Below are 23,117 nucleotides of genomic sequence, written 5' to 3'. Positions count from 1 at the left end.
AGACCGACATCGGCAACAATAAAGGCGCGCAGGCACAACCGAATGGGTGTTGATCCCGTAATCGAACCGGAACAGGAACGACCGCCCCGCCGGCGTGGCCGGTGGCGTCGCGCGACCGTTTTCACGCTGGCGGTGTTGATCTGCGGTGTGGCCGGGACGATCTATTTCCTGATCGGCCAGACGATCCGCGCCCCGGACTGGCTTCGTGATCGTATCGAAACGCGGATCGAACGCGAGCTTGGCGATTTCCGGATCGATTTCGCAGATGTGCAATTCGTTCTGCGCAAGGGCTGGCGCCCACGGGTGCGTCTGCGCGGTGTCTCATTGTTGCAGCTGGACGGTCATCCGCTGGTGGAGTTGTCCAATATCGAGGCCAGCCTGGCCATGCGCCCGCTGCTGAAGGGGCAGGTGCAACCCAAACGCATTTCGCTGTCGGGTGCCTTTGCAACCCTGCGGCGCGACGCCGAGGGCAACCTGTCGCTTTTGTTTGGCGATAACGCATCGCCCTTCAACAGCGCAGCCAACCTTCCGCAACTGATCGAACGCTCGGATCAAATTCTGACCTCGCCACAGTTCTCGGCGCTGACCGACATCGATATCGACTCGCTCAACCTGCGGTTCGAGGACATGCGCCAGAACCGCGCCTGGACCCTGGATGGCGGGCGGATCCAGTTGCTGCGCGCCCGCGATCAATTGCAGTTGACGAGTAACTTTTCCCTTCTGAGCGGAGGCAGTTATGCCAGCCTGATCGAGGCCAATTATGCCAGTCGCATTGGTGAAACCAGGGCCGAATTCGGCATTTCGATACAGGACATTGCCGCGCCGGACATTGCTGCGCAAAGCGTTGCGCTGACCTGGCTTGAAGTGTTGCGCGCCCCGATTTCAGGCGCGTTGCGCGGCAGCGTCGATGACAGCGGCGCGCTTGGGCCCTTGTCGGCCACGCTTCAGATCGGGGCCGGGGTGTTGCAGCCTAACGATCAGGCCCGCCCGATCCCGTTCGACGGTGCGCGCAGCTATTTCACCTATGATCCGGCGCAAAGCATGCTGGTCTTTGATGAGTTGTCCGTCTCCAGCGCCTGGGGTTCGGGATTGGCCGAAGGCCGGGCCTATCTGGGCGGTGTCGAAACCGGGCGACTGACTGAACTGACCGGTCAGTTCAACTTTTCCGACATCACGCTGAACCCCGATGATCTCTATACGGACCCCCTCAAAATCGAAAAGGCCGCTGCTGACTTCCGGCTCAGGCTGGACCCGTTCAGCCTGAAGTTGGGCCAGATGAACCTGACCACCCAAGGCAGCCTTGTGCGCCTGTCCGGCGGTCTGGACGCGGGACCGGAGGGCTGGGTTATCGCGATGGACGGCGAGATGGATCATCTCACGCCGGACCGCCTGCTTAAACTCTGGCCGGAACGCGCGGCGACCAATCCGCGAAAATGGGTCGCCGCCAATCTCCGGGGCGGATTGCTGCGCGATCTGAACGTGGCCGTACGGCTGAAACCGGGCGCCAAGCCGGGCATAGTTGCCGATTTCGATTTTCAGAATGCTGAAATAAAATATCTCAAGACCTTACCACCAATCACCAATGCGACAGGGCAGGCGTCACTTACGCGATCGCGCTTTGTGGTCTCCGCCACCTCGGGTCAGGTCATTGCCGACAGCGGCGGGCCAATTGATATCGCGGGAACGTCTTTCATCATCCCAGATATCGGAATCCGTCAGGAGGCGCCGGCCGTCGTTCGGCTGACCGGGGCGGGATCTGTGACATCTTTCATGTCGCTGCTCGACCGGCCGCCGCTTTCCGTTTTCAAGGACACGCCTTTCGGGGCGGACGTCGCTTTGGGCAACGCCCGGATAACCGGCACCCTGTCCCTGCCGCTGAAACCCAAGATCGACTATGACGAGCTTGAATTCCATTTCGATGGCACCGCGCGGGATGTTTCAAGCGTCGCGCTTGTTCCCGACCATGTGCTGACGGCGCAGGCATTGCGCATTACCGGTGATCAAACCCGCATCGCGGTTTCCGGACAGGGTGAAATCGACGGCATCCCTGCCGATGTCGTCTGGAGACAGCCGATCGGAAAAGGTGTGCCCAAGGACAGCCGGGTCGAGGGCACGATCACCCTGTCGCAAAAGCTGGTCGATACTTTTGGCATCGGTCTGCCGCGTGGGACTGTGTCGGGATCAGGCAGCGGTCGTTTCCGGCTTGATCTGTCGCCCGGCGCGCCACCGGTTCTGGGCCTCACGTCGGATTTGCGTGGCCTGACCCTGCGTCTGCCGCAGATCGGCTGGACGAAATCCGCCCGCGCCAAAGGGTTGTTGCAGATCTCGGGCACCTTGGGCCAGGTTGCGCGCATCAACAATCTTGTCTTGCAGGGGGCCGGGCTGTCGGCCACGGGCGCTGTGCTGAATCGGCCCAGCGGCGGGTTGGAGCGGGCGCTGTTCAGTTCGGTGCGGATGGGCGACTGGCTGAACGCACAGGTCGAAATGGTCGGGCGGGGGAATGCGCCCCCCGAGCTGCGCATTCTGGGCGGGTCGCTGGATATGCGGCGTGCGGATTTCGGCGATGGCGGTGGCGGCGCCGGGGCGGCGACCTCTGGAACGATGCAGATCGCGCTCGACCGGCTTCAGATTACCGACACGATCGCGCTGACCGGATTCAACGGCGCCTTTCAGACTGCCGGGGGGCTCGACGGAAATTTCACCGGCAAGGTTAATGGCCAGACAGCTGTCACGGGCGAGCTGATCCCGCAGGCGGCCGGCCGCTATGCCGTACGGGTCAAGGCCAACGATGCGGGCGGCGTGTTCCGATCCGCCGGAGTTTTGAAACAGGGGCGGGGCGGGGATTTCAACCTGACCCTTGTCCCCGCGCAAGAGATCGGTCAGTTCAACGGCGTGCTGCGCGTCACCAACACACGGGTCAAGGATGCGCCGGCGATTGCGGCCCTGCTCAATTCGATCAGTGTCATCGGCCTGTTGGACGAAATGTCGGGCCAGGGAATCCAGTTCACCGAGGTCGATGCCAAGTTCCGTCTTGGCCCTTCGCGCCTGACGCTTTTGTCCTCCAGCGCGGTCGGTCCGTCGATCGGCCTGTCCATGGATGGTCTCTACGACGTGCAATCCGGGCGGCTCAATATGCAGGGCGTGATTTCGCCGGTGTATCTGCTCAACAGTATCGGTAGTATCCTCACCCGCAAGGGCGAGGGGTTGTTGGGGTTCAGTTACAAGCTGAGGGGCACGGCGCAGGACCCGTCGGTCAGCGTCAATCCCCTCTCGGCGCTTGCCCCGGGTCTGCTGCGCGAGGTGTTCCGCGCGCCGCCGCCCGCCGTGGAGGGTGAAACGCCCAGTCGGGGACCCACCCGCAGCGCTCCGAACCCATATGATGATGATGGCGTGGGCGGGCGATGAATTTCACCAATGGTCAATCCTTGCGCCACGGCCTATAGCGCGCGCCATGAAACTATCCGATTTTGATTTCGACCTGCCCGAGGACCTGATCGCAGAACGCCCCGCCGTTCCGCGGTCTTCCGCGCGCCTGCTTGTGGGGGAGCCGGACGGGCTGACCGATGCGCATGTCAGCGACCTGCCCAACTGGCTGCGTCCCGGAGACAGGCTGGTTCTGAACGATACGGCCGTCATCCCGGCGCGTCTGAACGGCGTGCGCCACCGCACCAGTGCACAGGGGAACACCGTTGCCAGGATCGAAGTAACGCTCCTTGAGCCGGACACGGGCGGAAACTGGACCGCGCTGATCAAACCGCTGAAAAAGGTCAAGCCGGGCGAGGATATCGTGTTCGATGCCGACCTGCGCGCGACCCTGACCGGTGTTCGCGATGGGCAGGGCGTTTTGCATTTCAATCTGTCAGGCGATGATTTCGACGCCGCGCTGGCCCGCGTCGGAAACATGCCGCTGCCGCCCTATATCGCAGCGCGGCGTCCCGCAGATGAACAGGACAAGACCGATTATCAAACCGTTTTTGCCCGTGAACCCGGGGCCGTTGCCGCCCCGACGGCCTCGCTGCATTTCGATCCGCCCTTGCTGGATCGGTTGCGCGCGATGGGGGTCGAATTCACCTATGTGACGCTGCATGTCGGGGCAGGGACCTTTCTGCCGGTCAAGGTCGATGACGTGACCACGCACAAGATGCATGCCGAATGGGGCCATGTCAGCGAAACCGCCGCCGCCGAAATTGCCGCGACACGGGCGGCGGGCGGCCGGGTGATCCCGGTGGGAACCACCGCATTGCGCCTGATCGAAAGTGCGGCACGGGATGGTGAAATCGCGCCATGGCGCGGGAAGACGGATATTTTCATCTATCCGGGCTTTGAATTTCATGTCACCGATGCCTTGATGACAAATTTTCACCTGCCCAAATCGACCTTGCTGATGCTGGTTTCGGCCTTTGTGGGCTTCGACAGGATGAAGGCCATCTATGCCCACGCGGTCGCGCAGCGGTATCGGTTTTTTTCTTACGGTGACGCGTCGCTCCTGTTCCCGGACGGAGCCGGAGTGACAAAAGCGACCTGACCGTGTCGTAGACAAAAGGGACCGGGGGCGAAGCGCCCGCGATACCGGCCAGACCCGCATCGCCCAGGGAGGGCCACGCAATGCTTCAGGTCATATCAAGTGCATGGGCGCTCCTTCTCGGGATGGGGCTGCTGATGATCGGCAACGGCCTGCAGGGGACGCTGCTGGGTGTGCGCGGCGCCATCGAGGGTTTTTCCACGCTCGACATGTCCTTTGTCATGTCGGCCTATTTCGTGGGTTTCCTGGGCGGGTCGCGCTTGGCGCCGGAAATGATCCGCCGGGTCGGCCATGTCAGGGTCTTTGCGGCGCTGGCCTCATTCATTTCGGCGATGATGATCCTCTATCCCGCCTTTGCAAATCCGACATTCTGGATCTTGGGTCGCGCGATGATTGGTTTCTGTTTCTCGGGCGTGTATGTGACGGCGGAAAGCTGGCTCAACAATGCCGCCGACAACCAGAACCGGGGCAAGGCCCTGTCGCTTTACATGATCGTGCAAATGGTCGGTATCGTCGTGGCGCAAGCACTGCTGCTGGTCGGGGACCCGTCGGGCTATGAAACCTTTGTCATCGCATCGGTCCTGATTTCGATCTCTTTCGCGCCGATCCTTCTGGCTGTCAGCCCGACACCGGCCTTTGAATCCACGCAACCGATGTCGCTGAAACAGATCATGACCACCTCACCGCTGGGCTGTGTCGGCATGTTCCTGCTGGGCGGGGTGTTTTCCGCACAGTTCGGGATGAGCGCGGTTTACGGCGCAAAGGCCGGCTTGACGCTTGTTCAGATTTCGACCTTTGTTGGCGCGTTTTATGTCGGCGCCATGTTGCTGCAATTCCCGCTGGGGTGGTTGTCGGACCGAATGGACCGTCGTTTGCTGATCCTTGTGGTTGCCGCATTTGGCGGCATGGCCTCGGTTGTCGGGATGATGCTGGGCGGCAATTTCACCCTCCTCCTTGCGGCGGCTTTCATTATCGGCGGGACGACCAATCCGCTCTATTCCCTTCTGATCGCGCACACCATGGATTATCTCAACCACGAAGATATGCCCGCCGCATCAGGCGGTCTGGTGTTCATCAACGGGTTGGGGGCCATCGCTGGCCCCGTTATCACCGGCTGGCTGATGGGCGATGAGATCTTTGGGCCGTCGGGCTATTTTCTGCTGATGGGAGCGTTACTGTTCGCGCTGGTGCTCTATGCCACCTACCGCACGACTCAGCGCGCCTCGATTCCGGTCGAAGACACCAGTGCGATGGCGCCCATGTACCCGACGGCGACCTCTGTCGCGGTCGAATTTGCACAAGAAGCAACCATCGAGGCGGAATTGGATGATCAAAATGCCGCATAAGCTCACCCAATATGTCGCGGCTGTTGCAATTTGTTACTGTTAACATTGTGTTAAACATATGTAACACTTCGAAAGTGCCTTGGGGGTGGTGAAATGCGGAGAGACAACCCATGATTGGCCCGGATGACGTATTGAGTTTCTGGTTGGACGAAGTCGGTGAAGATGGATGGTATCTTCAGGATGATGCTTTGGATGCCAGGATTACCAAAAAATTCAAGACCGCATGGGAAGATGCCCGCGAGGGCCGGTTCTCACTCTGGCTGACGTATCCCAGCGGGGTCCTCGCCTATATCATCCTGACAGACCAGTTTCCGCGCAATATGTTCCGCGGATCGAAACAGGCATTTGCCACCGACCGTCCGGCCCTGGCCGCGTCCAAGGCGGCGATCGATAAATGCTGGGATCTCAAGATCGACGAACCGGCGCGGCAGTTCTTTTACCTGCCACTGATGCATTCGGAAAACCTGTGCGATCAGGACCGCTGTGTGCGCCTGATGCACGAACGCATGCCCGAAACCGGTGCGGTGAACCTGCTGCATGCGCGCGCGCATCGCGAAGTGATCCGCAAATTCGGTCGGTTCCCCTATCGCAACGAGGCGCTGGACCGTGCCTCGACCGCAACGGAAAGCGACTATGTCTCGGACGGCGGCTATGGCCAGACCGTGCGCGAATTCAAACGAGCCGCTGGCTAGGGCGCTGCGGCGTTGCGCCTGATCTTTCCAGGCGCACTGCTGCTTCTGGCGCTGAGCAATTGCACACGTACTGACACTGTTTCACCCGACACCCAGATCGTTGTCATCGGTGACAGCGTCTTGGCCTGGCATTCGGGGCGGGGTGCATCGGTCGCAGATGTGATACAGTCCGAAACCGGCCTTGCCACGGCCAACTTGTCCGTTCCGGGCGCCCGGTTTACCCATTCCAGCCCCGGCGCCGCAGAGGAAGGCTATGATGTCCGTGCCCAATATGTCTCTGGCCCGTGGGACTGGGTCATCGTGAACGGAGGCGCAAACGACCTGCTCAGTGAATGTGGGTGCGCGCGCTGCGTGGACAATCTGGACAGTCTGATCTCGGCCAGCGGTCAGGGCGGTGATATTCCCGCCCTTGTCAAACCGATGGCAAAGGCCGGTCGCCGCGTCATGTTGTTGGGCTATTATGACGCGAATGAACTGCCAAACGTGTTTTCGGACTGTGGTGATGAAATCGATGTGCTGAACGCCCGTCTGGCGCGTTTGGCGGCCACTTCGCCGCGCGTGTTCTATACCTCGGCCGAGGATGTGATGGATCCAAGCGATCAACGACACTGGTTCGTCGATCGCGTGCACCCCTCGCGCAAGGGATCGCGCCTGATTGGCACGCATGTCGCTCGCGCCATTCTGGCAAGCCAGTAGGTCGGGCCGGCGTTGAATACAGACTCAAGCCGCGTTTACTGCCAACCATTCGATATTGCGGGGCGGGAACAAAGCGATCAAACTCATGTGCGACAACAGGCGTGACTAGCCCTGTGTGAAAAAATAGTTTAACGCTAAACAAAATTCGATTCAGGAGAAATTCAATGGCGTCAAAGTCCTTCGATCTGATCGTTGTTGGGGCCGGTCCCGGCGGATATGTGGCGGCCATTCGGGCCGCGCAGCTGGGCCAGAAGGTGGCCATTGTCGAACGCGAACACATGGGTGGCATCTGTCTGAATTGGGGCTGCATCCCGACCAAGGCGCTCTTGCGATCCTCCGAAGTATTCCACCTGATGGAGCGGGCCAAGGATTTCGGGCTCAAGGCCGACAACATCGGCTATGATCTGGATGCCGTCGTCAAACGGTCCCGGGCCGTGGCCGGGCAACTGTCGGGCGGGATCAGCCACCTGATGAAAAAGAACAAGATCACCACCGTCATGGGCGAGGCGACCCTGCCTGCCAAGGGCAAGGTCACCGTCAAGACCGACAAGGGCACCGAGGTATTGACGGCGAAGAACATCGTCCTTGCCACCGGCGCACGGGCGCGCGAATTGCCGGGGCTTGAGGCGGATGGCGATCTGGTCTGGACCTACAAACACGCGCTGAACCCGCCCCGCATGCCCAAGAAACTGCTGGTCATCGGATCGGGGGCCATCGGTATCGAATTCGCCAGTTTCTATAACACGCTGGGCGCCAAGACCACGGTCGTCGAGGTGATGGACCGCATCCTGCCGGTGGAAGACGCCGAGATCAGCGGATTTGCGAAAAAGCAGTTCGTGAAACAGGGCATGACGATCATGGAAAAGGCGACGGTCAAGAGACTGGACCGCGCCAAGGGCAAGGTCACCGCCCATATTGAAACGGGCGGGAAAACCGAAACCCACGATTTCGATACGGTGATTTCCGCCGTTGGCATTGTCGGCAATGTGGAAAACCTCGGCCTTGAAGCTTTGGGCGTGAAACTGGACCGCACGCATGTCGTGGTCGATGAGTACTGCCGCACCGGCGTCGACGGCCTCTTTGCCATCGGCGATATCGCCGGCGCGCCCTGGCTGGCCCACAAGGCCAGCCACGAAGGCGTCATGGTGGCCGAACTGATCGCCGGGGGCCACCCGCATCCGGTCCGCCCTGAATCCATCGCCGGGTGCACCTATTGCCAGCCGCAGGTTGCCAGCGTCGGATATACCGAGGCCAAGGCCAAGGACCTGGGATATGACATCAAGGTGGGCCGCTTTCCGTTCATCGGCAACGGCAAGGCCATCGCCCTGGGCGAACCCGAGGGGATGATCAAAACCGTCTTTGATGCCAAAACCGGCGAACTGCTGGGCGCGCATATGGTCGGCGCCGAAGTCACCGAACTGATCCAGGGCTATGTCGTCGGCCGTCAGTTGGAAACCACCGAAGAAGACCTGATGAACACCGTCTTCCCGCATCCAACACTCAGCGAAATGATGCACGAAAGCGTTCTGGATGCCTTTGATCGTGTGATCCACATGTGATGCCGGGGTCGCAAAGAAGAAATGAGGCCGCAGGTTCCTGCGGCCTTTTTCTTTGCCCGTCCCGGCGGTAGAGGTGTGTCAGGGGTCAACGGGCAGCGCGATTAATGGTCAGTCTCAACAGGGTCGTAATGCAGAAATCCAGCCGCCGGATGATCCGCGCGCTGAAGCCAGAGGCTCTGAGCGTTGCCGAAATCTCGGGCAAATGGGGCCAGCAATTTCCCTTTCAAAGCTATCAGAGGTTTTTGTACCCCGAGTTTGATATTTGTACCGGACCGTTCGAGGCCGAAAACGGCAAGGTCCGGAAATTTGACCTGATCCTGGCCAATCAGGTCTGGGAGCATCTGGACCGCCCCTATCAGGCCACGCGCAACGTGCGCCGTATGCTGAAAAAGGGCGGGCATTTCTGGCTTGCGGTGCCGTTCTTCGTTCCCTTCCACGCAGCGCCGATGGATTGTTCGCGCTGGTCCGCACGGGGGCTGAAAAACCTGCTGATCGAATGCGGGTTCGAAGAGGATGCGATTGAAGCCCATCAATGGGGCAACCGAAACGCCGCCCTGCGCAACATGGAAGAAAAATGGCCCCCCACCTATGACCCGGACAAGGATCCGTTGGACGACGACCCCGACATGCCGATCTGCGCCTGGGCGCTGGCGCGGAGAACCTGAATGGAGCGCACGGCCTTTGGCACGGTGATCGGTCTCTGGGCCGCAGGGCTGGGGGCTGCGGCGCAATTCGGCAAGGTGGCGGTGACGTTTGACGACCTGTCCGGTATCTATGGCGCCGCCGGTCCCGTCCTTGGCTTTGCCGTGTCCCTGGTGGGCTTTGTCGGCATCCTGTTCGGTGTCACCGCCGGGCTGATCGTGGCGCGGGTCGGAGCGCGCCGGGCCCTGATCGCGGCCTTGCTTTTGGGGGCGTTGTTGTCGGCCTATCAGGCAACATTGCCGGCGCTGCCGCTGTTCCTGTTCAGCCGGGCCATCGAGGGGGCCTCGCATCTGGCCATTGTCGTGGCGGCCCCCACGCTGATCGCGCAACTCAGCCTGCCGCGCCATCGCGGGCTGACCCTGTCGCTGTGGTCGACGTTTTTCGGAGTCGCCTTTGCGCTGCTGGTCTGGCTGGGGCTGCCTTTGGTGCGGGCCAGCGGGGTCGGCGCACTGTTCGCGGCGCATGGCGGATACATGGCGGCAATGGCGATCCTGATCGCCTTTTTGCTGCCCCGCGATGTCGTCGGGCCCGGACAGGGGCGGTTGAATCTGCCGGACGTGGTGCAGGACCACATCCGCATCTATCGCTCCCCCTGGCTGAGCGCGCCTGCGCTGGGGTGGTTCTGTTATGCGGCCTCCTTTGTGGCCATTTTGACGATCATGCCTCAGTTCCTGCCGGATGCGGCGCGTGACGCGGTGGTGGGGGCGATGCCGCTGGCGGGGATTGCCAGTTCCATGACGCTTGGCGTTTGGTTCCTGCGCCGCCTGCCTGCGATCGCCGTCGTTCAGGCCGGGTTTCTCTGTTGTTTGCTGGCCGCCGTCACCCTGTGGGCACTGCCCCAACATCCCGCGCCCTACATCGCGCTGGCGCTGGCCATGGGGCTGGTTCAGGGCTCCAGCTTTGCCGCCATTCCCCAGCTGAACGCCACACCGCAGGGGCAGGCACAGGCCAATGGCGCCTTGGCACAGATGGGCAATGTCGGCACCACGTCCGGCACACCGATGCTGGCGGCAGCGGTCGGGCAGGGCGGGATCGGCGGCTTTCTGCTGTTTGCGGCGCTGCTCTTTTCCTGCGGCTTTTGCGTGCATTTGATCATGGCGCGCCGGCGTAGCCACGTCGCACCCTGAATGTTCCCTAAACGTTCGCATTTTTCTATTGGAGACTCGCCCTCGCTCCACTATGTCTAAACCGTTAACGGGGGCACCATGGCCGAGCTTAAGAACATCGAAGTGCGCGGCGCGCGCGAACATAACCTGAAAAACATCGACGTGGATATTCCGCGCGACCAGCTGGTGGTGATCACCGGCCTCTCCGGGTCGGGGAAATCTTCGCTGGCCTTCGACACGATCTATGCCGAAGGGCAGCGCCGGTATGTTGAATCCCTGAGCGCCTATGCCCGCCAGTTTCTGGACATGATGGAAAAGCCCGACGTGGATCACATCAGCGGTCTGTCCCCGGCCATTTCCATCGAACAGAAAACCACGTCGAAAAACCCGCGTTCGACCGTGGGCACCGTGACCGAAATCTATGATTACATGCGTCTGCTGTTTGCGCGTGCCGGCACCCCATACAGCCCGGCCACCGGCAAACCGATCGAGGCGCAACAGGTGCAGGACATGGTCGACCGGATCACGGCGATGGAAGAGGGCACACGCGCCTATCTGCTGGCCCCGATTGTGCGTGACCGCAAGGGCGAATACCGCAAGGAATTTCTGGATCTGCGCAAGCAGGGGTTCCAGCGGGTCAAGGTGGATGGTGAATTCTATGAACTTGACGAACCGCCCACGCTCGACAAGAAATTCCGCCATGACATTGATGTCGTCGTGGACCGGATCGTTGTGCGCGAGGGGCTGGAAACCCGTCTGGCCGACAGCCTGCGCACCGCTCTGGACCTGGCAGATGGCATCGCCATCCTGGAAACCGCTCCGAAAGAGGGTGATCCCGAGCGTCTGACCTTTTCCGAAAATTTCGCCTGTCCGGTTAGCGGGTTCACTATCCCGGAAATCGAACCGCGCCTGTTTTCGTTCAACGCGCCCTTCGGGGCCTGCCCGAAATGCGACGGGTTGGGGATGGAGCTGTTCTTTGACGAACGGCTGGTCGTGCCGGATGCGGATCTCAAAATCTATGACGGGGCGCTGGCGCCGTGGCGCAAGGGCAAGTCGCCCTATTTCCTGCAGACGATCGAGGCGATCGCCAAACATTACCAGTTCGACAAAAACACCAAGTGGAAAGATCTGCCCGCCAAGGTGCAACAGGTGTTCCTCTATGGATCCGGCGATGAGGAAATCGCCTTTCGCTATGACGAAGGCGGCCGGGTCTATCAGGTCTCGCGCGTGTTCGAGGGCGTGATTCCAAACATGGAACGCCGCTATCGCGAAACCGACAGCAACTGGATCCGTGAAGAATTCGAACGCTATCAGAACAACCGCCCCTGCGGCACATGCAGCGGTTTTCGTCTGCGCCCCGAGGCGCTTGCTGTCAAGATCGCGGGCCTGCACGTGGGGCAGGTGGTGCAGATGTCCATCCGCGAGGCATTCGATTGGTGCGAAAGCGTACCGGACCACCTGAGCAAACAGAAAAACGAAATCGCCCGTGCGATCATCAAGGAAATCCGCGAACGGCTGGGGTTCCTGAACAACGTCGGGCTTGAATACCTGACCCTGTCACGCTCAAGCGGCACCTTGTCGGGGGGCGAAAGCCAACGCATCCGATTGGCCAGCCAGATCGGCTCGGGCCTGACCGGGGTGCTTTATGTGCTGGACGAGCCGTCCATCGGGCTGCACCAGCGCGACAACGGGCGCCTGCTGCAAACGCTGAAAAACCTGCGCGATCAGGGCAATACGGTCATCGTCGTCGAACATGACGAAGAGGCCATCCGCGAGGCGGATTACGTGTTCGACATTGGCCCTGGCGCCGGTGTGCACGGTGGTCAGGTGGTCAGCCACGGCACGCCCGAACAGGTCGCGGGCGATGCGGCCTCGGTCACCGGGCAATACCTGTCCGGTACCCGCGAAATCACCGTTCCGACCGAACGGCGTGCGGGCAAAAAGAACAAATCCGTCACCGTGGTCAAAGCCACCGGCAACAATCTCAAGGACGTCACCGCCGAATTCCCGCTGGGCAAATTCGTCTGCGTGACAGGTGTCTCGGGCGGCGGGAAATCCACCCTGACCATCGAGACCCTGTTCAAGACCGCCTCGATGCGCCTGAACGGCGCGCGCCAGACGCCAGCCCCATGCGAAACGATCAAGGGGCTCGAATTCCTCGACAAGGTGATCGACATCGACCAGCGCCCCATCGGTCGCACGCCGCGGTCCAACCCGGCGACCTATACCGGCGCCTTCACCCCGATCCGCGACTGGTTCGCCGGTCTGCCCGAGGCCAAGGCGCGCGGGTACAAGCCGGGCCGGTTCAGTTTCAACGTCAAGGGTGGCCGGTGCGAGGCCTGCCAGGGCGATGGTGTCATCAAGATCGAGATGCATTTCCTGCCCGACGTTTACGTGACCTGCGAAACCTGTAAAGGCGCGCGCTACAACCGCGAAACCCTTGAGATCAAGTTCAAAGGCAAATCCATCGCTGATGTTCTGGACATGACGGTCGAGGACGCACAGGAGTTTTTCAAGGCCGTGCCCAGCATCCGGGACAAGATGGATGCACTGGCGCGTGTCGGTCTTGGCTATATCAAGGTGGGCCAACAGGCCACGACCCTGTCGGGGGGCGAGGCGCAGCGCGTGAAACTGTCAAAGGAACTCAGCAAACGGGCCACGGGCCGCACGCTATATATCCTGGACGAACCCACAACGGGCCTCCATTTCGAAGACGTACGCAAGCTGCTTGAGGTGCTGCACGAACTGGTCGATCAGGGCAATTCGGTCGTGGTGATCGAACATAACCTCGACGTGATCAAAACCGCCGACCATATCATCGACATCGGCCCCGAGGGCGGTGATGGCGGCGGACGGATCGTGGCCGTGGGCACCCCGGAAGAGGTGGCCGAAGTCGGGGAAAGCCACACGGGACGGTACCTCAAGGATATGCTGAATGGGCGTCAGGTCGCCGCCGAATAAAGACCTGTGCCAGAAAAGAAAAACCCGGCCACCGTTGGCCGGGTTTTCATTTTGTCATCACCACAAATGCCGTTACTGCAAAAGCACCGATGCCAACCCGACAAAGGCCAAGATTTTGCGTGTGTCGCGGTCCATCAGGTAAATCTCGTTCCCGACAAGATAATAGAGCGCATAGCGATCCAGCCCGTACAGCATCGGGTTTCGGATGATCACATAGTCATTCAGAATGTTTTGCCCGACGGTATAGCGGTGGCGCGCCCGGTTCTTCACCTGTCCTGGCGGAATGCAGGGCGGGTTCTTTTTGGCCAGTCCCGGCGGGCAGGGCGCCGCAAGGCCAGGGGGGCTGATGGCGTTTCCGGGTCCTGCACCCCGGCCGGGCTTCGACGGTTTGCCGCCTTTGCCGTGCTTTTGCATTTGCGCCACAACGGCGGGTTTGCCACCTTTGTTCGGTTTGTCCTTGGCCAAACCGACACCGGGTACGATCAGCGCAACGGCAGTCAGAGCGGGGACAATCAATTTTACTGCGATCATGTCAGTCGCCTTGCTTGCTGCTTTTTGTTGTTTCCAACATGGGCACGCTTGGCGACTGACACCAGACCTGCGTCACTTTTCGTGGCCGCGTTTCTCAAACCTCGGCAACATCGCGCTGAAATCCATGCCGGACCCGCCTTCCTGTTCCACGAACTGCCCATAAAGCGCCTGCGCCAGCGCGCCCATCGGCGTGTCGGCATCCGCGCTTTCAGCCGCCTGTTGGGACAGGCGCAGGTCCTTCAGCATCAGATCGGCGGCAAAACCGGGTTTATAGTCATTGTCCGCCGGGCTTTGCGGGCCGACGCCGGGGGCCGGACAATAGGTATTCATGCTCCAACTGCTTCCCGAGGAGGTGCTGACGACGTCAAACATCTTCTGGCGGTCCAGTCCCAGCTTGTCGGCCAGTGCAAAGGCCTCGCAGGTGGCGATCATGGTCACGCCCAGGATCATGTTGTTGCAAATCTTGGCCGATTGACCGGCACCTGATCCGCCACAGTGCACGGCCTTCTGGCCCATGATGTCAAACAGCGGTGCGGCCTTGGCAAAAGCCGCTTCGGACCCGCCAGCCATGAAGGTCAGCGTCCCTGCGGATGCGCCGCCCACGCCTCCCGAAACGGGGGCATCGACGGGCAGCAATCCAGCGGCTTTGGCCTGGTCGGCGACGGTGCGGGCGCTGTCCACATCGACGGTCGAGCAATCGACAAGGGCCGCGCCCTGGCTCATCGCCGGGATGATTTCCGCCGCGACCTGGCGCAGGATCTGGCCGTTGGGCAGCATCGTGATGACCACATCGGCATCGCGGGCGGCGGCGGCGGCGCTGTCGGACATGGTGACCCCGTTCACCGTGACCTCGCTCATGTCAAAGCCTGTCACGTCGTGCCCGGCGGTGGCCAGGTTGGCGGCCATCGGCGCGCCCATGTTGCCCAGTCCGATAAATCCGATTTTCATGGCTGTTCCCCCTCGAATGTCAGCTCGTTTTCGCGCAACGGCGCCAGCATGGATGCAATCGCGTCCTGCGGAACCTGCCCATCGGCATATTGCCATTTGGGCGCGCGGTCCTTGTCGATGATAGCGGCGCGGATCCCTTCCAGGAAATCGCCGTGCTCCATCGCGCGCCATGTGAACCGGTATTCCAGCTCCAGCGCGCGACGCATGTCCGGCCCAGCCTTGCGCAGACGGGCGATGGTTTCAATGGCGCAGGACATCGACAGGGGCGAATTGCGGCGCATCGCCTTGAGCGTATCCTGCGCGAAATCGCTCCCTTCGGCTTCAAGCGAGGTCAGGACCTCCCGCAGATCAGTGACCGAAAAATGCGCGTCGATCACATCCTGCAGGGCGCGTAGCGTTCCTTCGGGCGCGTCCTCGGACGCCGCCTCGATCGCGGCGATATCGCCCGACGTTTCGAGGGTCGCTACCAGATCATTCCACTTTGACTGCGGCACGTAAACATCTGCGAAACCGGCATAAATTGCATCGTCTGCCGCCATGCGCGCGGCCGTGGTGCCAAGGTATTCACCAAGGTGACCGGGCGCGCGGGCCAAAAGATAACTGCCCCCCACATCCGGGACCAGCCCGATGCCGCATTCCGGCATCGCAATGCGCGACGTTTCCCCGACAATCCGGTGTGACCCGTGGCAGCCGATGCCAACCCCGCCGCCCATCGTGAACCCCTGAAGAAGGCTGACGATGGGTTTTGGATATTCCGCCATCATCGCGTTCAGGCGATATTCATCGTGCCAGAATTTGCGGCCATAATCATAGTTTCCGGCCGTGCCTGTGGCATAAAGCTCAGCAATATCACCGCCTGCGCAAAACGCCTTGTCGCCTGCGGCATCGATCACGACCAGCGCAACCGCGTCATCATTGCGCCACGCCTTCAGCGCGGCGTCGATCGCCATGCACATGTCGTAGGTCATCGCATTGAGTGCCGCAGGGCGGGTCAGGGTGATGCGCCCGGCATACCCCCGGATGCGGATATCGATATCGCCCATGATCAGCGCGCGGCCAGCATCTGGCGCGCGACGATCACGCGCATGATCTCGTTGGTGCCTTCCAGAATCTGGTGTACCCGCAGATCGCGAACCAGCTTTTCGATCCCGTAATCGGCCAGATAGCCGTATCCTCCGTGCAATTGCAGGCACTGGTCGACCACCTTGGAGCCAGCCTCGGTCACGAATTTCTTGGCCATGGCGCAGAACTTGGTGGCATCGGGCGCGCCGGTGTCCAGTTTCCACGCTGCCTGACGCAGGAAGGTGCGCGCCGCCTGCAGTTCGATCTCCATATCCGCCAAGCGGAATTGCAGGCCCTGGAACTGATCGATGCTTTTGCCGAAAGCCTTGCGTTCTCCCATATAGCCCAGCGTCATGTTCAACGCCGTTTGCGCCGCACCAAGCGAACAGGCGGCGATGTTCAGACGCCCACCGTCCAGACCCATCATGGCGTATTTGAACCCTTCGCCCTCAACCCCGACGAGGTTGTTGGCAGGGATTTTGCAATCGTCGAACTGAACCTGCGCCGTGGGCTGACTGCGCCAGCCCATCTTGTCCTCAAGCCCGCCAAAGCTCAGCCCGTTGGTGCCGTCCTCGACATAAACGGTCGAGATACCCTTGGCGCCATCCTCGCCTGTACGCACCATACAGACATAGGCATCGGAATATCCGCCGCCCGAAATGAACGCCTTGGTGCCGTTCAGGGTATAGCCTTCATTGGTCCGTTCTGCGCGGGTCTTGAGCGCCGCTGCGTCCGAACCGGACCCCGGTTCCGTCAGGCAATAGGACAGCACTGTGTTCATCGCGAGAACGTCGGGCATGATCCGCGACTTCAATTCGTCTGCGCCAAAGGTGTCGATCATCTTGGCGCACATGTTGTGGATCGACAGAAAGGCCGCCACCGAAGGGCAGGCCATGCTTAGCGCTTCGAAGACAAGCGTGGCGTCCAGCCGGGACAGTCCGGAACCGCCGCCGTCTTCGGACACGTACAATCCGCCAAATCCCAGGGCGCCGATTTCGGGCCAGAGGGTTTTTGGGATGGTGCCTTCGGCCTCCCATTTGCGGGCATAGGGGGCGATGTTTTCCTGCCCGAAATCATGGGCCATGTCGAAAATGGCGGTTTGTTCCTCGGTCAACGCAAAATCCATGCGGCGATCCCCCTTGGCGCAGGTTAATTGAACGGTTGTTTATTTATGGCCGAAATCATCCCACGCTGGCAAGCCCCAGTTTGGACATCGTCACAGGGCAGGGCGGACAGAAAAAAGGCGCCCCAAGCGGGACGCCTTTGCATTCTGTTGATTGGTCGCTGCGTTTATGCGCGCTTTTTCTTCGAGCGGCGCAGGAACGCACCGGCGCCGAGTGCGCCCAAAAGCAGGGGCAGGCTCGCCGGAACCGGAACAGGCGCAACAGCCGTGTCATAGAACGTCAGGTGCGACAGGCCCTTTCCATCGGGCGTGTACCAGTCACCGGAGTAAACGGCTGTCTTCGGATCCGTGTGGAACCAAAGGAAGCCGTTACCGGCCTTTGCCACCCAGCTGGTAACGACCTTGCAGGTGCCGCAGGGATCGTACGACCACGTGCCCGAACTCATCGAGGCGTCATCAAATGTGACTTTGAACATGTCAGCTGTGATGTTCGTAAAGCTGCTATTGATTTCGATGACATCTCCGGACCCGTTGGTCTTGGCCAGAACGGGCGATCCGTCCGGGTCAACGCAGGTGTCGAACGGCTTGCCAAACAGGCCCGAGCAGTCATTGCCGGAACTCAGATAAATCGTTTCGACCTTAATTGTCGTCGCTTCTGCGGATGTCGCGCCAATTGAAGTCAGAGCAGCGATTGCCGCGACTGCAATCAGCCCTTTCAATTTCCTTATTAACATTCGGTATCTCCTAACACTGGTCATTTTAAACACAGATGGTCTCTGCAGACTTTGTGATGCAGGGCCAAACCTAAAATTGGGGTCTGGATACACTACGGGTATTAAGACCAATTTTTGCCATTTTTCGCCTGTTCGCGCAAAACCTTTGTTGCGCCCCGTCAAGTTATGCAATTTCAGGTTGCGCTCGTTTTGCGCGACTTTTCGCTGGCGGGAAATTTGTGCCGAGAATCAAGCCAAACGATCACCGATTACCCGATTGTTTCCATGAACCGGCCACCAAAATGTGGCGAAAACCCGCTTCGAAACCGAATCGCATTAGCGTCACCTTGACGGATTTCGGGGCGAATCGAGCCCCGGAAACGGGCCTTGGATGAGGTTAGAGATCTGCGTGAAATTCGTCGATCAGATGGCGGACAACCGCGGGGCCGGGCGGCTGCCCGCCGGCCCGTGCCGACGCGTGCACATCGCGTTGACGGGATGCGCTGGTGCCCACCCGGACCATGTCGCGCAACGCCTCGATTTCACGTGTCGTTCCCAGCACGACGCTGTCTTCGGCCAGCATGTCGATCAACTCTTCGACCAGTGTCTCGAAGGGTTTTATCGACCGGTCTCCAAAATCGATCAGCCCTTCGCTGACCCCATAGCGCTGTGCGCGCCACCGGTTCTCGGCGATCAGGAAACGGTCATATACCCGCCAGCGCAGGTTATTGTCGCGCAAACGGCACAACATGCGGATCAGCGCCTGGACCAGCGCCGCCATCGTCAGCGCATCTTCCAGACGCGGGGAGACATCCATGATGCGTGTTTCCAGCGTCGGGAAATTGTGGGACGGGCGCAAATCCCACCAAATCTTGGTGGTATCCTCGATCACACCCAGTTTGATCAGCGTGTCGGTGGTGCGTTCATATTCGGCCCAGCCTTCGAATTTCGGCGGCAAACCGGTGCGGGGCAGGTTGTCGAACACCGTCAGGCGATAGGACGCCAGCCCGGTATCGTCGCCCTGCCAGAACGGGGAGGAGGAGGACAGCGCCAGAAGGTGCGGCAGGAAGTAGGACAGTTGCGGCATCAGGTCGATCCGCAGGGCCGGATCCTCGATCCCGACATGCACGTGCATTCCGCAGATCAGCATTCGGCGCGCCACCCCGCCAAGCGCCTTGCTGAGATCGGAATACCTTTCTTTTTCAGTGTGATGCTGGTCTTTCCAATCCGCGAAAGGATGGCAGGAAACCGCGATCGGAGACAGATTGTGGGTCGCCGCGTGCTGTGCCACGACCGACCGCAACCGCCTGAGATCATCCCGCGCCTCGGCGATGGATCTGCAGACACGTGTTCCGACCTCGATCTGGCATTGCAGGAATTCCGGGCTGACCTGATCCTGCAGATCGTTCTGGCACGCCTCCATCAGGGCAGGGGGCGCCTCGGCCAGTTCCAGACTATCGCGATCCACCAGCAGATATTCTTCTTCGATGCCCAGCGTGAACTCTGACTGCATGGTTGCCTCCCGGATCGTTTTGCTGCTGGCAGACTAATCCGGAATGCTTTGCACAGGAAAGCGTCCAATATGCGCTTTGCCCTTTGTCTCATTCCCGCCCATCCATAGCTCAACTATGTCACCTCGAAATGATGTCGAAATGGAAACAATATAGCCGTTACGGCGAAATTGTTGTTGTCCAACAGGGGAGTGCAAAACAGAAACCCGGTTTAACCTCTTGTGCCGGACAGGGCGGATCCGTAAAGTGCTGATTGGGGTATACGTTCGCATTCGACCAATCGGGCGCGACAAATTAACTTGGATTTACCGAGTAAAGGAGCGGAATGATGTTTAAGTCATTGATGGCGGCATCTGCAATTTTTGTGGCGACTGCGGGCGCCGGACAGGCATCCACGGTCTACAATCTGTTTGATCTGACCGGATCGGACGGTCAGTCATCGTCTCATGCGTTTTCCTCCGCAGGTGTCAACCTGACGGTGAGCGGCTACAATCACACCAACGGGGTGCTGGGCGACCAGATCACCGTGGGTAACTGGTTCAAGGGACTGAGCGCAACGTCGGTCAATGATGACACGCACCTGGTCGACGGTTCGGGTCCCGACGAAATGCTTCTGTTCTCCTTCGATCGCGAAGTGACTGTCGAAGCCATCTGGTTCTCTTACTACGACGAAGGGGACGACTTTGATCTGGCCACCTACACCGGCACGGGTCTGGACACGCTGCTTTCGGATATTTCGATCAGCGCAACCTATTCGTCAGACGGCGTTTTCGACGGCACCAAGCAGGACAGTGGCCGCGCCATCCTGACTGCGGGTCAGAAATTTCTGAGCGATGTCTTCGGCATTGGCGCAGATCACTCGAGCGACAACTTCAAGATCAAGAAGATCATGGTGTCCTACGACGACTCGATCAGCCCGGTACCGCTCCCTGCGGGTGGACTGCTTCTCGTCGGTGGTTTGGCAGGCCTCGCGGCGCTGCGCCGCAAGAAACGCAGCTGATCCATTTCCGGGTCTGACCCGGACAGACGCAACATGAAAAAGGGCGGTCCGATTGGACCGCCCTTTTCAGTGTCGGGGCGGGCACCCGAACCGGATACCCGCATCACTGTTTATTCCATCACCGGAATGCTGAACTCGCCGCCTTCCTTGATGCCGCTGGGCCAACGGGCCGTCACGGTCTTGGTGCGGGTATAGAATTTGAAGGCATCCGGCCCATGCTGGTTGAGATCGCCGAACATCGACTTCTTCCAGCCGCCAAAGGTGTGATAGGCGAGCGGCACGGGGATCGGCACGTTGATGCCGACCATGCCGATGTTGATCCGGCTGGCGAAATCGCGCGCCGCATCACCGTCACGGGTAAAGATCGCGGTGCCGTTGCCATACTCATGGTCCATCGCAAGGCTCAGGGCTTCTTCATAGCTTTGCGCGCGCACGGTGCTCAGGACTGGGCCAAAGATCTCGTGCTTGTAGATGTCCATGTCCTTGGTGACGTTGTCAAACAGGTGCGGCCCGACAAAGAACCCGTCCTCGTAGCCCTGCAAATTGAAATTGCGGCCGTCGACAACCAGCGTGGCGCCCTGATCGACACCGGTTTGCACCAGGCGTTCGATGTTCGCCTTGGCAGCGGCTGTGACGACGGGGCCGTAATCCACATCGTTGCCCGCGGTGTATGGGCCGACCTTCAGCTTTTCGATGCGCGGCACCAGCTTTTCGATCAGGCGGTCGGCGGTTTCATCGCCCACGGGCACGGCCACGGAAATCGCCATGCAGCGTTCACCTGCCGCACCGTAACCCGCACCGATCAACGCATCGGCGGCCTGGTCCATGTCAGCGTCGGGCATGATGATCATGTGGTTCTTGGCACCACCGAAACACTGCACGCGCTTGCCGTTGGCGCAGCCAGTCGAATAGATGTATTCGGCAATCGGCGTCGATCCGACAAAGCCGATCGACTGGATCACGTCGTGATGCAGGATCGCATCCACCGCTTCCTTGTCACCATTCACGACCTGCAGGATGCCCTTGGGCAATCCGGCCTCTTCCATGAGTTCGGCCAGCATCAGCGGCACGGACGGATCACGCTCGGACGGTTTCAGGATGAAGGCGTTGCCGCAGGCAATCGCCGGGGCAAACATCCACATCGGGATCATCGCCGGGAAGTTGAACGGTGTGATACCCGCCGTCACGCCCAGTGCCTGGCGCATGGAATACATGTCGATGCCGGGGCCGGCGCTGTCGGTATATTCGCCCTTCAGCAAATGGGGCGCGCCGATGCAGTATTCAACCACTTCCAGACCGCGCTGAACATCACCGGCGGCATCGGGCAGGGTCTTGCCATGCTCGCGGCTGAGCGCCTCGGCCAGTTTGTCCATGTCACGGTTCAAAAGCGCCACGAATTTCATCAGAACACGCGCGCGGCGCTGTGGGTTTGTCGCGGCCCAGGCCGGCTGTGCAGCGGCCGCGACTTCAACGGCTTTGTCCATCTCCGCCGACGAGGCCAGCGGTACCTTTGCCTGAACCTCGCCCGTGGCGGGGTTCATGACGTCTGCAAAACGGCCCGACGTGCCTTTGACGTGCTCGCCGCCGATGTAATGTGTCAATTCCTGCATTCTGAGACTCCTCCGGAAAATCTGTGCGCAGAATAGGCTTGCAAAAATCACATGAACAGAGGCAACAATTCAAATAGGTTTTGCATTTCTGCAAAGGGTAAAAATGGCCGGGACATTCGATCCGCACTGGGACGATCTGAAAATCTTTCTTGCCGTCGCCCGTCACGAAAGTTTGTCGGGCGCGGGCAGGGTGCTCAAACTTGACCCGGCGACGGTGGGGCGGCGCATTTCCCGGCTGGAAACGGCGTTGCAGGTGCCGCTTTTCGTGAAGTCCCCCCAAGGCTATGCGCTGAGTGCGGCGGGCGAACGCCTGCTCAGCCACGGGGAACAGGCTGAACAGGCCATGCGCGCAGGTGTCGAATCCCTGACCGGCCCCAGCGAGGGGCTGACCGGGCAAATCCGCATCGGCGCACCGGATGGCTGCGCCAACTATATTCTACCGCAGGTCTGCGCCCGGATTGCCGGGGGCAACCCCGGTCTGGATATCCAGATCGTGGCCCTGCCGCGCGTGGTTAACCTGTCCCGGCGCGAGGCTGATATGGCCATAACCGTCAGCCCGCCCACCGCCGGGCAACTTCTGGTGCAAAAGCTCACCGATTATCGGCTTCACCTTGTTGCGGCCGATAGATACCTGCGCGACAGCGCGCCGATTCATGGGTTGGGCGACCTGAAGGGACGGATCATGATCGGCTATATCCCGGACATGATTTTCGATGCGGAACTGGATTACCTGAACGAATTGAATGTCAGCCGCGTTCCTCTGGCCTCGAATTCCGTTCCGGTGCAGCTGAAACTGGCCGAACAGGGCACAGGGCTGTGCGTTGCGCATGATTTCACGCTGCCCTCGCACAAGAGCCTGCGCAAGGTTCTTGCCGACCAAATCAGCCTGTCACGCAGCTTTTACATGGTGCGCCATCAGGGTGATCAGCGCAGCGATCGGCTGAACCGGTTTGCGGCCCAGCTCAGCAACGGGGTGAAGGCCGAAGTCAACCGACTGGAAAGCCTAACTTGACAGGTGCAATTATTGCGGCAACG

Annotated in this window: 18 protein-coding genes; 11 read left to right on the top strand and 7 right to left on the bottom strand. The window is 60.4% G+C overall.

The annotated features are described in order from the left end of the window. Positions 1–42 precede the first annotated feature (42 nt). The 9 genes from ACXYMO_RS03055 to uvrA all read left to right on the top strand — a co-directional run bounded on the left by ACXYMO_RS03055 (position 43) and on the right by uvrA (position 13,584). Positions 43–3,405: a hypothetical protein gene (locus ACXYMO_RS03055; RefSeq protein ID WP_458877180.1), complete on the top strand. Its 3,363-nt coding sequence runs from the start codon at positions 43–45 to the stop codon at positions 3,403–3,405. Between the two features lie 46 nt (positions 3,406–3,451). After that, positions 3,452–4,525 (top strand): tRNA preQ1(34) S-adenosylmethionine ribosyltransferase-isomerase QueA, encoded by a 1,074-nt coding sequence (queA, locus tag ACXYMO_RS03050; protein WP_458877179.1) that lies wholly within the window; start codon positions 3,452–3,454, stop codon positions 4,523–4,525. Between the two features lie 80 nt (positions 4,526–4,605). Next, a complete protein-coding gene (locus ACXYMO_RS03045; protein ID WP_458877178.1) occupies positions 4,606–5,868 on the top strand; it encodes an MFS transporter in 1,263 nt (420 codons plus the stop codon). 110 nt (positions 5,869–5,978) lie between these two features. Next, positions 5,979–6,560 carry a DUF924 family protein gene (locus tag ACXYMO_RS03040; RefSeq protein WP_458877177.1) on the top strand — a complete coding sequence of 194 codons (582 nt, stop codon included), beginning with the start codon at positions 5,979–5,981 and terminating at the stop codon, positions 6,558–6,560. 12 nt (positions 6,561–6,572) lie between these two features. Continuing rightward, positions 6,573–7,256 (top strand): SGNH/GDSL hydrolase family protein, encoded by a 684-nt coding sequence (locus tag ACXYMO_RS03035; protein ID WP_458877176.1) that lies wholly within the window; start codon positions 6,573–6,575, stop codon positions 7,254–7,256. 164 nt (positions 7,257–7,420) lie between these two features. Beyond that, entirely contained in the window at positions 7,421–8,815 is a 1,395-nt protein-coding gene (gene lpdA, locus ACXYMO_RS03030; protein ID WP_458877175.1) for a dihydrolipoyl dehydrogenase, read from the top strand. Positions 8,816–8,943: 128 nt separating this feature from the next. Then, on the top strand, positions 8,944–9,480 hold the full coding sequence (locus ACXYMO_RS03025) for a methyltransferase domain-containing protein (protein WP_458877174.1): 537 nt from the start codon (positions 8,944–8,946) through the stop codon (positions 9,478–9,480). Continuing rightward, a complete protein-coding gene (locus tag ACXYMO_RS03020) occupies positions 9,481–10,644 on the top strand; it encodes an MFS transporter (RefSeq protein WP_458877173.1) in 1,164 nt (387 codons plus the stop codon). A 78-nt stretch (positions 10,645–10,722) separates the two neighbouring features. Continuing rightward, entirely contained in the window at positions 10,723–13,584 is a 2,862-nt protein-coding gene (gene uvrA / locus ACXYMO_RS03015; protein ID WP_458877172.1) for an excinuclease ABC subunit UvrA, read from the top strand. Between the two features lie 72 nt (positions 13,585–13,656). On the opposite strand, the gene ACXYMO_RS03010 is transcribed toward uvrA, so the two are convergent. From ACXYMO_RS03010 to ACXYMO_RS02985, 6 genes are all read right to left on the bottom strand, one after another. Beyond that, positions 13,657–14,115: a hypothetical protein gene (locus ACXYMO_RS03010; RefSeq protein ID WP_458877171.1), complete on the bottom strand. Its 459-nt coding sequence runs from the start codon at positions 14,113–14,115 to the stop codon at positions 13,657–13,659. A gap of 72 nt (positions 14,116–14,187) precedes the next feature. Further along, the gene (gene mmsB, locus ACXYMO_RS03005; RefSeq protein WP_458877170.1) at positions 14,188–15,063 is read right to left on the bottom strand and encodes a 3-hydroxyisobutyrate dehydrogenase; all 876 of its coding nucleotides are present in this window, start codon (positions 15,061–15,063) and stop codon (positions 14,188–14,190) included. Further along, positions 15,060–16,106 (bottom strand): enoyl-CoA hydratase/isomerase family protein, encoded by a 1,047-nt coding sequence (locus ACXYMO_RS03000; protein WP_458877168.1) that lies wholly within the window; start codon positions 16,104–16,106, stop codon positions 15,060–15,062. The genes mmsB and ACXYMO_RS03000 overlap by 4 nt, the downstream gene beginning before the upstream one ends. 2 nt (positions 16,107–16,108) lie before the next feature. Beyond that, positions 16,109–17,251 carry an acyl-CoA dehydrogenase family protein gene (locus ACXYMO_RS02995; RefSeq protein WP_458877167.1) on the bottom strand — a complete coding sequence of 381 codons (1,143 nt, stop codon included), beginning with the start codon at positions 17,249–17,251 and terminating at the stop codon, positions 16,109–16,111. A 164-nt stretch (positions 17,252–17,415) separates the two neighbouring features. Beyond that, the gene (locus tag ACXYMO_RS02990) at positions 17,416–17,982 is read right to left on the bottom strand and encodes a PEP-CTERM sorting domain-containing protein (protein ID WP_458877166.1); all 567 of its coding nucleotides are present in this window, start codon (positions 17,980–17,982) and stop codon (positions 17,416–17,418) included. A 376-nt stretch (positions 17,983–18,358) separates the two neighbouring features. Next, positions 18,359–19,474 carry a carboxylate-amine ligase gene (locus ACXYMO_RS02985; RefSeq protein WP_458877165.1) on the bottom strand — a complete coding sequence of 372 codons (1,116 nt, stop codon included), beginning with the start codon at positions 19,472–19,474 and terminating at the stop codon, positions 18,359–18,361. A 326-nt stretch (positions 19,475–19,800) separates the two neighbouring features. On the opposite strand from ACXYMO_RS02985, the gene ACXYMO_RS02980 reads away from it, so the two are divergent. Further along, positions 19,801–20,472, top strand: a complete 672-nt coding sequence (locus tag ACXYMO_RS02980) for a VPLPA-CTERM sorting domain-containing protein (RefSeq protein ID WP_458877164.1) — start codon at positions 19,801–19,803, stop codon at positions 20,470–20,472. A 110-nt stretch (positions 20,473–20,582) separates the two neighbouring features. Here the strand turns inward: ACXYMO_RS02980 and ACXYMO_RS02975 are convergent, their stop codons facing one another. Next, positions 20,583–22,082, bottom strand: a complete 1,500-nt coding sequence (locus tag ACXYMO_RS02975) for a CoA-acylating methylmalonate-semialdehyde dehydrogenase (protein ID WP_458877163.1) — start codon at positions 22,080–22,082, stop codon at positions 20,583–20,585. A 103-nt stretch (positions 22,083–22,185) separates the two neighbouring features. Here ACXYMO_RS02975 and ACXYMO_RS02970 point away from each other — a divergent pair, with 103 nt between their 5' ends. Then, entirely contained in the window at positions 22,186–23,094 is a 909-nt protein-coding gene (locus ACXYMO_RS02970) for a LysR family transcriptional regulator (RefSeq protein WP_458877162.1), read from the top strand. Positions 23,095–23,117 lie beyond the last annotated feature (23 nt).

The sequence above is a fragment of the Arenibacterium sp. CAU 1754 genome (assembly GCF_054482635.1).
Note: the sequence above shows the minus strand (reverse complement) of the source record. Positions and strands in the feature narration are given on the sequence as shown.

What these genes read in the sequence shown, in the direction of transcription:
- lpdA (WP_458877175.1), top strand. Translation starts at nt 7,421, where the DNA reads ATGGCGTCAAAGTCCTTCGATCTGATCGTTGTTGGGGCCGGTCCCGGC.
- queA (WP_458877179.1), top strand. Translation starts at nt 3,452, where the DNA reads ATGAAACTATCCGATTTTGATTTCGACCTGCCCGAGGACCTGATCGCA.
- ACXYMO_RS02995 (WP_458877167.1), bottom strand. Translation starts at nt 17,251, where the DNA reads ATGGATTTTGCGTTGACCGAGGAACAAACCGCCATTTTCGACATGGCC.
- ACXYMO_RS03000 (WP_458877168.1), bottom strand. Translation starts at nt 16,106, where the DNA reads ATGGGCGATATCGATATCCGCATCCGGGGGTATGCCGGGCGCATCACC.
- ACXYMO_RS02980 (WP_458877164.1), top strand. Translation starts at nt 19,801, where the DNA reads ATGTTTAAGTCATTGATGGCGGCATCTGCAATTTTTGTGGCGACTGCG.
- ACXYMO_RS03055 (WP_458877180.1), top strand. Translation starts at nt 43, where the DNA reads ATGGGTGTTGATCCCGTAATCGAACCGGAACAGGAACGACCGCCCCGC.
- uvrA (WP_458877172.1), top strand. Translation starts at nt 10,723, where the DNA reads ATGGCCGAGCTTAAGAACATCGAAGTGCGCGGCGCGCGCGAACATAAC.
- mmsB (WP_458877170.1), bottom strand. Translation starts at nt 15,063, where the DNA reads ATGAAAATCGGATTTATCGGACTGGGCAACATGGGCGCGCCGATGGCC.
- ACXYMO_RS02985 (WP_458877165.1), bottom strand. Translation starts at nt 19,474, where the DNA reads ATGCAGTCAGAGTTCACGCTGGGCATCGAAGAAGAATATCTGCTGGTG.
- ACXYMO_RS03040 (WP_458877177.1), top strand. Translation starts at nt 5,979, where the DNA reads ATGATTGGCCCGGATGACGTATTGAGTTTCTGGTTGGACGAAGTCGGT.
- ACXYMO_RS02970 (WP_458877162.1), top strand. Translation starts at nt 22,186, where the DNA reads ATGGCCGGGACATTCGATCCGCACTGGGACGATCTGAAAATCTTTCTT.
- ACXYMO_RS03020 (WP_458877173.1), top strand. Translation starts at nt 9,481, where the DNA reads ATGGAGCGCACGGCCTTTGGCACGGTGATCGGTCTCTGGGCCGCAGGG.
- ACXYMO_RS03010 (WP_458877171.1), bottom strand. Translation starts at nt 14,115, where the DNA reads ATGATCGCAGTAAAATTGATTGTCCCCGCTCTGACTGCCGTTGCGCTG.
- ACXYMO_RS03045 (WP_458877178.1), top strand. Translation starts at nt 4,606, where the DNA reads ATGCTTCAGGTCATATCAAGTGCATGGGCGCTCCTTCTCGGGATGGGG.
- ACXYMO_RS02990 (WP_458877166.1), bottom strand. Translation starts at nt 17,982, where the DNA reads ATGTTAATAAGGAAATTGAAAGGGCTGATTGCAGTCGCGGCAATCGCT.
- ACXYMO_RS02975 (WP_458877163.1), bottom strand. Translation starts at nt 22,082, where the DNA reads ATGCAGGAATTGACACATTACATCGGCGGCGAGCACGTCAAAGGCACG.
- ACXYMO_RS03025 (WP_458877174.1), top strand. Translation starts at nt 8,944, where the DNA reads ATGCAGAAATCCAGCCGCCGGATGATCCGCGCGCTGAAGCCAGAGGCT.